The following is an 11,767-nucleotide window of genomic DNA, read 5'->3' on the forward strand; positions in this document are numbered from 1 at the left end:
CCCATGCCTTTCAAATCGCTTGATGAACTGCGCGCGGCCTGCCTCGATCTGCCTCTGGGCAGCGACGCCGCGGCCAGTGCCGTTGCCCGCCGCCAGGACACGCTGACCAAGCCGCAAGGCAGTCTCGGCCGGCTGGAAGCAATAGCCGCATGGCTGGCGCGCTGGCAGGGCCGCGACATGCCGCAGCTCGACCGCGTCAAAGTCTTCGTCTTTGCCGGCAACCACGGCGTCACCGCACAGGGCGTATCGGCCTTCCCGTCGGAGGTCACCGTGCAGATGGTGGCGAATTTCGCCGGCGGCGGTGCCGCCATCAACCAGCTCGCCCGCATCGCCGGTGCGGAGCTCGACGTCATTCCGCTCGACCTCGATCACCCGACCGGCGATTTCACGCAAGTGCCGGCGATGAACAACGAAGTCTTCCTCGCCGCCGTCTCGGCCGGCTACGGCGCGGTGACGAAAGATCTCGACCTCGTCTGTTGCGGTGAAATGGGCATCGGCAACACCACGCCGGCGGCAGCCATTTCGGCGGCCTTGTTCGGCGGCGGCGCGGAAAAATGGACCGGGCGCGGCACTGGCGTCGACGATGCCGGCCTTGTACGCAAGATCACCGCCATCGAGGCCGGCCTCAAGCGCCACGCCGAGGCCCTTGCCGACCCGCTGTTGGTCGCGGCAGCCCTTGGCGGGCGCGAACTCGCCGCCATCTTCGGTGCGACCCTAGCCGCACGACATCACGGCGTACCGGTGCTGCTCGACGGCTTCGTCTGCACCGCCGCCGCCGCACCCCTGGCAAGATTGCACCCCGCCGGCCTCGCCCACACACTTGCCGCCCATGTCTCGGCCGAATCGGGCCATCGCCGCCTGCTCGAGGCGCTCGGCCTGCCGCCGCTGCTCGACCTCGGCATGCGGCTCGGCGAAGGCTCCGGCGCCTGCCTTGCCGTCAACATCGTCCGCTCCGCGCTCGAATGCCATGCCCGCATGGCAAGCTTTGCCGAGGCTGGGGTTTCGGAGAAGTAATCTCCTCAACCTGAATCAAGTCTCGATCGAGCCCTCGATGGATCACGGCGGCATTGGGGAACCGGGCAGGCCCGAGCACGTTGTGGCCGGTCAGCCCGGGGTTACGCATGCAACAGCTTTTCCAAGAGTTCGGCCATCCGACATACGTCCCGTTTCCCGTTATTGCGGCGAGGCTTCTACTGGCGTCGATCTTCGGCGCGGCGATCGGGTTCGAACGCGAATGGCGAAATCGGCCTGCCGGGCTCCGCACCCATATACTGGTCTGCGTGGCAGCCGCTACTTTCGGTATTCTGACGATTGAAATCATTCACGCGCCGATGTTTCTGCAGGATTCCGTGAGGGTCGATCCGATTCGTGTTGTCGAAGCGGTTACCGCTGGCGTCGCGTTCCTTGCTGCCGGATCGATTTTGTTTTCGAAAGGCGAGATCCACGGGCTGACGACCGGTGCTGGCATGTGGCTGTCTGGGGCAATTGGCGTGGCGTGCGGGCTCGGTCTGTGGCAAGTGGCGGCGCTCGGCACGCTTTTGGTGCTTGTCGTGGCAGGCCTTCTCTACAGTTTTGCCGCCAAGTCCGGTATTGGCGAGAACACCGGACAAGAAAAGCCCATGTCGGAACAAAACGTGCCCAAGCGGCCCAAAGACTGAGGAAAACGCCCCGCGTGCCAAGGCAGAACGCCCATTCGCGAGATCGATACGGCTGACCCGGTGTGCAGATCAGGCAGGAACTAAGTCCTAAAGCTTCGGTCTTAGATCACGGCTCAACAGACGCGCTTCTCTAAGGATCGATGCACGATCGAAACCGATCAGCGATGCGATGTCACGTATTTCCTGCTCGCTAGCACCTGACTCTTGCGCAAGCGCGCGTACATGGTCGTCGGTCAGGCCGGGCTTGGGTACTTCTGCCATCACACGAATGCCTCGCATTTGGGGCAGGAGTGCGGTGGTTTCTCCTAAGCATCAGCGCCCATTGCATGCCTGACGATTTAGTCTTGTACGCTTTCGGGCAAATTTTGAACAGTCGCCTTCTCTTACTGTCGCGATCCTCCGCCGGACCTCTCGTGTCGTCTGGACGATAGAGCCCTCGGTATTGCCGAGAAGCCGACCGGGCTGGCGCAAGGTCCGTGTGAACATCCCGCCGTGGAAGGAATGGCGCTTTTGCAGTCCCGCTGGGCCGAGCCCGCGCCGCAGCTGGAGCCGAACGCGAATTGAAAGCCAACCGTCAGGGCTGGAAGCCGCTATGTTCGCAACACTCTTTCCAGCAGCGAAAAAGCGGGAAATCAACGAATTAAATGGTGGGTGCGACAGGGATCGAACCTGTGACCCGCTGATTAAGAGTCAGCTGCTCTACCAACTGAGCTACGCACCCACTCGCCGGTAAAACCAGCGTCGGCGGGCATATAGCCGCCGCCATCCGCCATGTCCAGCCCTGCCGGATTCATTTCCCGACAAATCGCCTCGAGCCGATCGCGATCAGACAAACAACCGGCCTTCCGCCACCTTGACGGCATGGCCGCCGATGCGGGCGGCGGCGAGTTTGCCGCCTTCGACCGTCAGTTCGAGGCGAATGCGCGAAGGCCGCCCCATCTCCAGCCCTTGCTCGATCCAATGCCGGGAAACACCCTCTCTCGGGCCATCGAAATGCATGATCGCGCCGGCAAAAGCCGCCGCCGCCGAACCGGTCGCCGGGTCTTCATAGGAAGGATTGCCCGGCACGATCATGCGGACATGAAAGGCGCTCTCGTGGTTCACCGTCTCGCGGCAGTAGACATACGGGCTGGCGAAGGCCCATTCGCTCTTGCGGGGTGCCAATTCCGACCACGCCTGGTTGTCCAGTCTTATCCGCGCCGCCGCCTCCAGATCGGCGACCGGAATGGTCACATAGGGCACGCCGGCCGACCAGAACGAGACGCGGTGATTCTCGAAGCCGATTTCGTGCGGCCCCAGGCCAAGCGCTGCCCCGATCGCCTCCGGGTCGGCGGACAATTCCAGCTGCTCCGGCAGTTTGGCCAGGTCGAACTCGGCAAAGGCTGCGCCATCATGCTTGCTGACGGCGCAGCGCACAGGGCCGATGTTTTCTTCCAGGACAAAGATGCCGGCGGTGTCGCCATCGCCAGCCATTTCGGCAAGCGCGATCGCGGAGCCGACGGTCGGATGACCGGCGAACGGCATTTCGTAATCGGGCGTGAAGATGCGGATGCGGGCGCGGTGCTTGGGATTGTCCGCCGGCAGCACAAAGACCGTTTCCGACAGGTTGAACTCGCGTGCGATGGCCTGCATCGCGGCCGTGTCCAGCCCCTTGCTATCCAGCACGACGGCCAGCGGATTGCCGGCCAGCCGCTCGGTCGTGAACACGTCGTAAAGTAAGTAATTCCGGGTCAGCATCGTAGTAAGCCTTCTGCCTCAATCCTAACATGGGCGAAATTTAATTTGATATTTGAACCATTAGGCCTGATCTGTGCACTGATTGGGACATCACTGATATTATAGGGGTCCGGCGTGGACCAGATTGTCAATCTGCCAAAAGTGGAATCCGCTTCCACCATCGAGACGGCGCTCGGGCTTGACCACCAGGGCCTGAAGAAGAAACGGCGTCGCTTCTGGCTCTATGGCCTGCTTACTCTGATCGTCGTCGCGGCTGGCATCGCCGGCTACCAATGGTATGCCGGGTCTCCCGCCAAGATCGACTATACCACGGCGCCGGCCGCGGTCGCCGATCTCACGGTCGAGGTATCGGCGACCGGCACGCTGCAACCGCTCACCCAGGTCGACATTTCGAGCGAACTGTCCGGCGTCGTCCGCGCGGTGGCGGTCAACGAGAACCAGCAGGTGAAGAAGGGCGATGTCCTGGCGGCGCTCGACACGGCCAAGCTGGAGGTGCAGATCGAACGCGCCGAGGCTTCCGCCAAGGCGGCGGCCGCCAATGTCGAGACCGCCACGGTAACCCTCACCGAAAGTGAAAGAGCGCTTGTGCGCGCCGCGGCACTCACCAAGCGCGGCATGGCGACGGACCAGTCGCTTGAAGCGGCGACCGCGACGCGCGACCGCTCCAAGGCAGCGCTCGACAGCGCCAAAGCCAATCTTGCCATCGCCAATGCCGACCTCAAGGCGCAGCAGACCGACCTTGCCAAGAGCACCATCTATGCGCCCATCGACGGCATCGTCCTGACGCGCTCGGTCGATCCCGGCCAGACGGTCGCCTCCTCGCTGCAGGCGCCGGTGCTGTTCGTCATTGCCGCCGACCTCAGGAACATGGAATTGAAGGCAGCGGTCGACGAGGCCGACATCGGCGCGGTCAAGCCCGGCCAGCATGCGCGCTTCACCGTCGACGCCTTTCCGGAACGGCCGTTCGATGCCGAGATCCGCGACATCTCCTATGCTTCGGTCACCACTGACGGTGTCGTCACCTACGACGCGCGGTTCGACGTCGACAACAACGAGCTTCTGTTGCGGCCGGGCATGACTGCCACCGTTTCCGTCGTCACCAGAGAGGCCAAGGGCGTGCTCACCGTGCCGTCGACGGCTTTCCGTTACCGGCCGGCGCAAGCGGCCGCCCGCGGGTGGAGCCTGAGCGACCTGTTCACGGGCCGTATGGGCCGTCCGGGCGGCAACCGCCAGCGCCAGGCGACGACGACCCCTACCGACGGCTCACGCACGCTCTACGTGCTCGAGAATGGCCGGCCTCGGCCGGTCAACGTCAAGACTGGCTCCACCGACGGCGAACTGACCGAGATCACCTCCGGCCTCGGAGAGGGTGCCCAAATCATTACCGCGCAGCAGCGGAACTAAGACCGTGGCGGCGAGCGCGACCCTCATCACCTTCGACAAGGTCTGGAAGAGCTATGGCCAGGGCGAGGCCACGGTCCATGCGCTGGCTGGTGTCGACCTTGCCATCCGAAGCAGTGAATTCGTCGCCATCATGGGACCGTCGGGCTCGGGCAAGTCGACGGCGATGAACATCATTGGCTGTCTCGACACGCCGACGGCCGGAACCTACAGCTTCATGGGCATCGATGCTGGCCGTCTCGACCGCAACCGCCGCGCCATGCTGCGCAATCTCTATGTCGGCTTCGTCTTCCAGGGCTACAATCTCCTGCCGCGCACCACGGCGGTGGAAAATGTCGAACTGCCGTTGATCTATCGCGGCGTCGCCGCCCGCGAGCGCCATGACCTCGCCATGAAAGCGCTGGCCGAAGTCGGTCTCATCGGCCGCGAGCACCATACGCCGGCCGAACTCTCCGGCGGCCAGCAGCAACGCGTGGCGATCGCGCGCGCCATCGTCACAAGGCCGACCCTGCTCGTCGCCGACGAGCCGACCGGCAACCTCGACACCGCACGCACGCACGAAATCATGGAACTCCTGACCAGGCTGAACACCGAGCTTGGCCTCACCATCGCAATGGTCACGCACGAGGCCGACGTTGCGGCCTATGCCGAGCGCACAATTCGCTTCCTCGACGGCCACGTCGCCTCCGACACCGTGAATCTCGATATGGCCTCGCTATGATCTGGGAAACCGTCCGCCTCTCGCTGCTTTCGGTCCGCCGCAACGTGCTGCGCTCGTTTCTGACGCTGCTCGGCATCGTGATCGGCGTCGCCGCCGTCATCGCCATGCTTACCATCGGCTCGGGCACCACCGAAAAGGTAAAGGCCGATATCTCCAAGCTCGGCAGCAATCTGCTCGTCGTCCGTTCCGGCCGTCCCGCCGGGCCCGGCGGACCGGGAGGACTCGACCAGGTGGTTCGTCCACTTGCCGAAAAGGACCTTGCCGCGCTCGTCGCCCATCTGAGCGGCGCCCGCGCCATTTCGCCGGCCTCGCAAAAGCAGGTCCGCGTCATCTTCGGCACGGAAAGCCTGACGTCGGGTGTCACCGGCACCGATAGCGTCTATCTCGATGCACGCGACTGGAAGCTGGTTTCGGGCCGCCCCTTCAGCGATTCGGAGACCCGCTCGGGCACCGGCGTCTGCCTGATCGGCGAAACGGTGCGCCAGCAGTTCTTCGGCGCAGGCGACCCCGAAGGCGAGATCATCCGCGTCAATCGCACCTCCTGCAAGATCATCGGCCTGCTCGAGCCGAAGGGCTATACCGGCTTCGGCCAGGACCAGGACAATGTCGTGCTGATGCCGCTCGCCGCCTATCAGCGCCGCATCGCCGGCAACCGCGATATCGAATCGATCTACGTCGCTGCCGACGACAGGACGCCGACCACCGAGCTGCTGCCGCGCGTCGAGGACTTTTTGCGCGACACGCGCCGCATCACGCCGGACCGGGAGGACGATTTCTCCATCCGCGACATGACCCAGATCGCCGACGCCATGGCGAGCGCCACCACGACGATGACTGGTATGCTAGGCGCGGTCGCCGGCGTCAGCCTGCTCGTCGGCGGCATCGGCATCATGAACATCATGCTGGTGTCGGTCACCGAACGCACCCGCGAGATCGGCATAAGGCTGGCCATCGGCGCACATGAAAAGCACATCCTCATCCAGTTCCTGGTCGAGGCGACCGTTCTGTCGCTGCTCGGCGGCATCATCGGCATCCTGATCGGCCTGGCGCTGGCCGGTCTTGCCTCGCTGACGCTGGCCATCCCGTTCGCGCCAAGCCCGGCGGTCGTGCTGCTCGCGGTCGGTTTTTCCGCGCTGATTGGCATGGTATTCGGCTTCTTCCCGGCTCTGCGTGGCGCAAGGCTCGATCCGATCGACGCGTTGAGGCATGAATAGAGGGCGTCACGCGACGTTTCGGCTGTTTAAATTTCTTTTGGTGGTCTTTCGCCTCCTCCCTGTCGTCAGTCAACCTGCGGTGCTAGTATAGTCGTCAGGGCTAATATGACCCTCAGGGGGTGGGAAGTATGAGCAAGAAAGAACGCCTGATTCTGGCGATGGTGATCGTCGAGGCCGCCTTGGCAGGCCTCTGGTGGTATCTAGCCAGCTATGGCATGGCCAATCCCGATCGCGTTACCGCCGATTTCCAGCAAGTCATCGGCCAGACGATGGGAATTGCGATGGGGGGCTTGCTGGGTCTTGGGATCGTCCTGTTTTTCGTTGCCGCCCGCAACGACCGCAAAGCCACCGCAGGCAAAACGCGTCGTTAGAGTGGCGTGCGTCCAGTTGGACGCACAAAACGCGCTCTAACACTTTGAATCTGCTCTTTCCGAAAATCGATTCCGATTTTCGGGCCGATGCGTTAATCCCCGCCGGCAAAATGCCACTCGATCAGCGGCTTCATGTGCGGCATCAGCCCGTCCGGCAGGTCTTTGGCAGTGCGGATGATGACAGGCCCTTCGATTTCCGGCTCTGCCCCTGAATCAGCCTCTGCGGCAACAAAGGCGCTGATGCGCTGCGCGATCTCATCGGCGGATGCCGGCACGCGATAGCGGCGAAAGATCACCGTGCCGCTTGCCGTCGATAGGGCATAGTAGCGCTTGCCGCGTGTCACGCCGGCAAGGTCGAGGCCGGTTTCTTCCTGCACCTCGCGGATCATGTTGAAGTCGACATCGACGAGCCCGTCGCGGAAATCGGTCGGCTCGAATGAGCCGGCGGCGAAATAGACGCGGCCGGCATTGACCGTGTGCGGCGCCATGCGGATCGCCACCAGCGCATTGTCGCCGGCGACCAGCATGGCATGGGCATAGGCGTGCTCGGCGCCAGCCACCTGCCGATTGCCGCGCCAAAGCATGAAGGTCGAATAGCGCACCGCATGGCAGCGGCCGACAAGGCTGTTATCGCGATAGCTCAGCGCCGAAAGCAGCACCACGGTGCCGTCGAACAACGCCGGGTTGGCCGCGATCTCACGGCCCCAGTTCTCGGCGATCGCCTGCGCATTATCGCGTTCGAACGGGTGCGGGCCGGGGTCGAGCCTGACGTCGACGGCGTCGACCGGCAGGATGACGTTGCGCGGCAGGTCGAAACTCAACGGAGCGATCCTCGGAGCGAGATGAGGTCCAATTGGAGCATTCTGCCGGTGATGGTTTGGGTCAAGATCGCGGGCTTTGTCGCAGGCCGTACCGGAAGTACGGACAAGACAAAGGCCGATGGATTTGGCCCAAACCAGCCCGGGAGAAGTTCCAATTTGACCTCGTTTCGCTCTATGCCATGTCCAGGGTGATCGCCACCGGACAATGGTCCGACGCCTTCGGCCGGTCCCAGCCGGCACGCGGAAAGCGGTCCACCTCCTGGCCCGCCGGAAAAATCGTGCGCCATGGCTGGCCGTTGCGGATGATGTCGGGAACGGCCGTCGCATTCGTGCTGGCCAGCGCCTTCGACAACAGAATGTAATCGAGCTGGCATAAATGCCGCTCTTCCGGCCCGCGCGTATGATAGAAAGTCCAGCGGTCCATCTCCGGCCGCCGCTCAACCGCATTCTCGCAAAAACCACCGGCGGTGAGCACGTTGAGGCAGGACTGGCTCTCGTTGATCACCTCGAAGCGGTAGCCGTCAAAGGTGTCGCCGGAGACCTTTACGCGCTGCCGATAGTCGTTCATGTCGCCGCAGATCGCCCAGCGCTTGTCGGCTGCGTGATCCCCACCGAAACGCTCCTCGATGATCCGGCGCACCGCTTGCGCCTCGGCAATGCGCAGCGGCATCGTCGCCTCGCGCCCGTCAAGACCGTTGCGGGGCGAGCCCATCGACTTGAAGTGCACGAGATAAAGCGTCAGCGGCACGCCGCCTACCTTCAGGTCGATTTCAAGGCAGTCGCGCCGGAAGATGCGCTGATTGGCCTGGTGCCCAAGCGCCGCCAGTTCAGGCGTGTGCAGGCCGAACTGCTCGAACGTGACATAGGCGTGGCTTGTCATACGCACGAATTCGATCGGCTGGCCCTGTGCGGTCTCGTTGCGCATCATCACGGCGACGTCGATGCCGCGCGAATCATTGCCGGCGGTGGTGTATTTCTGCCGATAACCGTGCCCGACCATCTTGAACAGATAACCGTATTCGAATGCCTTCAGTGCCTCGATGTTGTCGACTTCCTGCATGCAGATGATATCGGCGCGGGTGGCAGCAATGGCCAGCGCCGTGAGCTGGCGCGTATCGTCGGATTGCGCGATCGCCCGCGCCTGCTCCAGCATCCTGTATTCGGCCTCGCTCTGGATATCGAAGAGCGCCAGCGTGCGATCTTCGTTGAGCTGGTTGCGGTATCCGGAAAAATCAAACCTGTTCATCAGGTTTTCGACGTTGAAGGTGGCGAGGCGCAGCGACATGGCGGTGACCTTTGCCCACAAGCGCGCCCGAAAACAAGAGCCTGCCTTGCCCGTTATGGTTGAGGGAACCTTTTCGTTCATCCTCCGTTCAGGCGGGAGGTTCCATGAATGATGTTCTTCCCCGGGGTATTCTGGGCGTGGGGCCTGAAAGCTCTTGGAGAGTGCAATGAACTCGCTCTTTTCTTCGACGGTGAAATCCGGGCTGATAGCCCTGGGTCTCATCTCCGGCATCACGGCGCCGTCCGCCGCCGGCCCGATCATGCAACCCGAAATCTCGGTGCCCGCCAGCACGGTTGCACCGACAATCACACCTGTCCGCGATAGCTGGGCTGGCGGCAACGACCGGCGCTTCGACAACTGGCAATGGCGTCGCCACGACGGCCGCCGTTTCTCAAGGTCGGGTAATTGGGACCGCGGTGACTGGAACCGCCGAAACTGGAACCGCAGACACTGGAATCGCGGGGATGACTGGCGTTGGCGTCATCATCGCCGCCATTACCGCGGCCGCTACTATGATGACGGCGCGGGTGCGGCGATTCTCGGCCTGGGCCTCGGGCTCGGCCTTGGCAGCATGTACAACAACTACAATTATTACGATGCGCCGCCACCGCGCCGCTATTATCGTGCAGGGTCGAGCGCTCACGTCCGGTGGTGCTATAATCGCTATCGCTCGTATCGCGCCTGGGACAACACATTCCAGCCCTATGGCGGTCCACGCCAGCAGTGCTGGTCGCCCTACAGCTGATCGACTGATGCGTTCCGGACGGCGCCGCCCCCTTCGCGGCGCCGTTTCTTCTTGCCCCATTTCTCCTGAACTATTCCCTGTCCGGCCGGGACATCGCGAGATGGTTTTCGCTGCCGACGATAACGCTATGTTTATCAGGCGGGCCTAATTATCTTGCCGATCGCACCACATGAAATGCGACGACTCGCCGGGGATTGGGCGCGATGGCTGAAGACGAACACAGGGATCAACGCCGGCAACGCGTCTTCAAGGGCGCGACGATCCTGACTGGCATGACAAAATCCGAGGTCACCTGCACGTTGCGCAACATGCATGCCGGCGGCGCCGAACTGAAGGTCTCGATTGACGCACGCGTTCCCGACGAGTTCCTGCTCTATGTGCCGACCGACGGCGTCGCCTACAAGGCGGAGGTCCGCTGGCGCCGCGAGGATCGCATCGGCGTCATGTTCACCGGCACCGAGCCAAAGCCCCACTGGCACTACGGCTGAACGCTAGAGCGAAATTCGCATCCGGAACAACAGAACCAGGACAAAAAAGCCGGCGGATCGTACCACCGGCTTTCCTGTGCAATGATGAATTGCGAATTAATTCTCGTCGACGAGCTTGTTCTTCGAAGTCGCCCGCGGGCCGAAGCGCGAGAGCGCCCAAGGAACGAATGGATTTCGATCAGTTCTTGGCCTTGTCGACCAGCTTGTTCTTCGAAATCCACGGCATCATCGCACGCAGCTTGGCGCCGACTTCCTCGATCTGATGGCTGTCGTTGTTGCGGCGGATGCCTTTGAAGCGCGACATGCCGGCGCGGTATTCCTGCATCCATTCCGAGGTGAACTTGCCCGTCTGGATGTCCTTCAGCACGCGCTTCATCTCGGCCTTGGTCTCGGCGGTGATGATGCGCGGACCCGAAACATATTCGCCCCATTCGGCGGTGTTCGAGATCGAATAGTTCATGTTGGCGATGCCGCCTTCGTAGATCAGGTCGACGATCAACTTGACCTCGTGCAGGCACTCGAAATAGGCCATCTCCGGCGCGTAGCCGGCTTCCACCAGCGTCTCGAAACCGGCGCGGATCAGCTCGACCAAGCCGCCGCACAGCACAACCTGTTCGCCGAACAGGTCGGTCTCGCATTCCTCGCGGAAATTGGTCTCGATGATGCCCGAACGGCCGCCGCCGACGCCGCAGGCATAGGACAAAGCCAGATCGAGCGCGTTGCCCGAAGCGTCCTGGTTGACGGCAACCAGGCAAGGCACGCCGCCGCCCTTCTGGTATTCGCCGCGCACGGTGTGGCCGGGACCCTTCGGCGCGATCATGACGACGTCGACCGAGGCCTTCGGCTCGATCAGGCCGAAATGCACGTTGAGGCCGTGGGCAAAAGCGATCGCTGCGCCGTCGCGGATGTTCGGCGCGATCTCGTTCTTGTAAATATCGGCCTGCAATTCGTCCGGCGTCGCCATCATCATCAGGTCGGCCCATTTGGCGGCGTCCGCCACGCTCATCACCTTGAGCCCGTCGGCCTCGACCTTCTTGGCGGTCGCCGAGCCGGCCTTGAGGCCGATGACGATGTCCTTGGCGCCGGAATCCTTGAGGTTGAGCGCATGCGCCCTGCCCTGGCTGCCATAGCCGATGATGGCGACCTTTTTGCCCTTGATCAGGTTGAGATCGGCGTCGCGATCGTAATAGACACGCATTTTTTCTTCCTTCCCGTTGTGAATTTCAGAGCATGATGCCGAAAGTGTGAAGCGGTTTTCGGACGACATCATGCTCTATCTCTTTGATTCAGAGCCGGATTCCGATTTCAGGTCGACTTGACCTGAAT

The 11,767-nt window shown here is 62.6% G+C and carries 13 protein-coding genes and 1 tRNA gene; 8 read left to right on the forward strand and 6 right to left on the reverse strand.

Annotated features, from left to right (window positions below; translation table 11 throughout):
• Positions 1–3: 3 nt before the first annotated feature.
• Complete coding sequence (gene cobT, locus AC0L26_RS16475) at positions 4–1,014, forward strand: nicotinate-nucleotide--dimethylbenzimidazole phosphoribosyltransferase (protein WP_473633479.1); 1,011 nt, start codon at positions 4–6, stop codon at positions 1,012–1,014.
• A gap of 107 nt (positions 1,015–1,121) precedes the next feature.
• On the forward strand, positions 1,122–1,658 hold the full coding sequence (locus tag AC0L26_RS16480) for an MgtC/SapB family protein (RefSeq protein ID WP_473633555.1): 537 nt from the start codon (positions 1,122–1,124) through the stop codon (positions 1,656–1,658).
• Between the two features lie 87 nt (positions 1,659–1,745).
• On the opposite strand, the gene AC0L26_RS16485 is transcribed toward AC0L26_RS16480, so the two are convergent.
• The 3 genes from AC0L26_RS16485 to AC0L26_RS16495 all read right to left on the reverse strand — a co-directional run bounded on the left by AC0L26_RS16485 (position 1,746) and on the right by AC0L26_RS16495 (position 3,395).
• Complete coding sequence (locus tag AC0L26_RS16485) at positions 1,746–1,919, reverse strand: hypothetical protein (RefSeq protein ID WP_473633480.1); 174 nt, start codon at positions 1,917–1,919, stop codon at positions 1,746–1,748.
• 384 nt (positions 1,920–2,303) lie between these two features.
• Positions 2,304–2,379, reverse strand: a tRNA-Lys gene (locus AC0L26_RS16490).
• Between the two features lie 104 nt (positions 2,380–2,483).
• On the reverse strand, positions 2,484–3,395 hold the full coding sequence (locus AC0L26_RS16495) for a PhzF family phenazine biosynthesis protein (protein ID WP_473633481.1): 912 nt from the start codon (positions 3,393–3,395) through the stop codon (positions 2,484–2,486).
• A gap of 114 nt (positions 3,396–3,509) precedes the next feature.
• On the opposite strand from AC0L26_RS16495, the gene AC0L26_RS16500 reads away from it, so the two are divergent.
• The 4 genes from AC0L26_RS16500 to AC0L26_RS16515 all read left to right on the forward strand — a co-directional run bounded on the left by AC0L26_RS16500 (position 3,510) and on the right by AC0L26_RS16515 (position 7,102).
• Complete coding sequence (locus AC0L26_RS16500; RefSeq protein WP_473633482.1) at positions 3,510–4,799, forward strand: efflux RND transporter periplasmic adaptor subunit; 1,290 nt, start codon at positions 3,510–3,512, stop codon at positions 4,797–4,799.
• Positions 4,800–4,803: 4 nt separating this feature from the next.
• Positions 4,804–5,517, forward strand: a complete 714-nt coding sequence (locus AC0L26_RS16505; RefSeq protein WP_473633483.1) for an ABC transporter ATP-binding protein — start codon at positions 4,804–4,806, stop codon at positions 5,515–5,517.
• Positions 5,514–6,731 (forward strand): ABC transporter permease, encoded by a 1,218-nt coding sequence (locus tag AC0L26_RS16510; RefSeq protein WP_473633485.1) that lies wholly within the window; start codon positions 5,514–5,516, stop codon positions 6,729–6,731. Before AC0L26_RS16505 ends, AC0L26_RS16510 begins: the two co-directional genes overlap by 4 nt.
• Before the next feature lie 128 nt (positions 6,732–6,859).
• Complete coding sequence (locus AC0L26_RS16515; protein ID WP_352932113.1) at positions 6,860–7,102, forward strand: hypothetical protein; 243 nt, start codon at positions 6,860–6,862, stop codon at positions 7,100–7,102.
• Positions 7,103–7,194: 92 nt separating this feature from the next.
• On the opposite strand, the gene AC0L26_RS16520 is transcribed toward AC0L26_RS16515, so the two are convergent.
• Complete coding sequence (locus AC0L26_RS16520) at positions 7,195–7,923, reverse strand: hypothetical protein (protein WP_473633486.1); 729 nt, start codon at positions 7,921–7,923, stop codon at positions 7,195–7,197.
• Between the two features lie 172 nt (positions 7,924–8,095).
• On the reverse strand, positions 8,096–9,208 hold the full coding sequence (locus AC0L26_RS16525) for an endonuclease/exonuclease/phosphatase family protein (protein ID WP_473633556.1): 1,113 nt from the start codon (positions 9,206–9,208) through the stop codon (positions 8,096–8,098).
• 166 nt (positions 9,209–9,374) lie between these two features.
• Here AC0L26_RS16525 and AC0L26_RS16530 point away from each other — a divergent pair, with 166 nt between their 5' ends.
• A complete protein-coding gene (locus AC0L26_RS16530) occupies positions 9,375–9,953 on the forward strand; it encodes a BA14K family protein (protein WP_352932119.1) in 579 nt (192 codons plus the stop codon).
• Between the two features lie 203 nt (positions 9,954–10,156).
• Positions 10,157–10,441, forward strand: coding sequence for a PilZ domain-containing protein (locus AC0L26_RS16535; protein ID WP_352932121.1), 285 nt, complete (start codon positions 10,157–10,159; stop codon positions 10,439–10,441).
• A 178-nt stretch (positions 10,442–10,619) separates the two neighbouring features.
• Here the strand turns inward: AC0L26_RS16535 and ilvC are convergent, their stop codons facing one another.
• On the reverse strand, positions 10,620–11,639 hold the full coding sequence (ilvC, locus tag AC0L26_RS16540) for a ketol-acid reductoisomerase (protein ID WP_473633487.1): 1,020 nt from the start codon (positions 11,637–11,639) through the stop codon (positions 10,620–10,622).
• Positions 11,640–11,767: the final 128 nt, after the last annotated feature.

Source organism: Mesorhizobium sp. WSM4823, from assembly GCF_055811195.1.

Coding starts and splice junctions, on each gene's coding strand:
- cobT (WP_473633479.1), top strand. CDS start 4: ATGCCTTTCAAATCGCTTGATGAACTGCGCGCGGCCTGCCTCGATCTG.
- AC0L26_RS16480 (WP_473633555.1), top strand. CDS start 1,122: ATGCAACAGCTTTTCCAAGAGTTCGGCCATCCGACATACGTCCCGTTT.
- AC0L26_RS16485 (WP_473633480.1), bottom strand. CDS start 1,919: ATGGCAGAAGTACCCAAGCCCGGCCTGACCGACGACCATGTACGCGCG.
- AC0L26_RS16495 (WP_473633481.1), bottom strand. CDS start 3,395: ATGCTGACCCGGAATTACTTACTTTACGACGTGTTCACGACCGAGCGG.
- AC0L26_RS16510 (WP_473633485.1), top strand. CDS start 5,514: ATGATCTGGGAAACCGTCCGCCTCTCGCTGCTTTCGGTCCGCCGCAAC.
- AC0L26_RS16515 (WP_352932113.1), top strand. CDS start 6,860: ATGAGCAAGAAAGAACGCCTGATTCTGGCGATGGTGATCGTCGAGGCC.
- AC0L26_RS16525 (WP_473633556.1), bottom strand. CDS start 9,208: ATGTCGCTGCGCCTCGCCACCTTCAACGTCGAAAACCTGATGAACAGG.
- AC0L26_RS16530 (WP_352932119.1), top strand. CDS start 9,375: ATGAACTCGCTCTTTTCTTCGACGGTGAAATCCGGGCTGATAGCCCTG.
- AC0L26_RS16535 (WP_352932121.1), top strand. CDS start 10,157: ATGGCTGAAGACGAACACAGGGATCAACGCCGGCAACGCGTCTTCAAG.
- ilvC (WP_473633487.1), bottom strand. CDS start 11,639: ATGCGTGTCTATTACGATCGCGACGCCGATCTCAACCTGATCAAGGGC.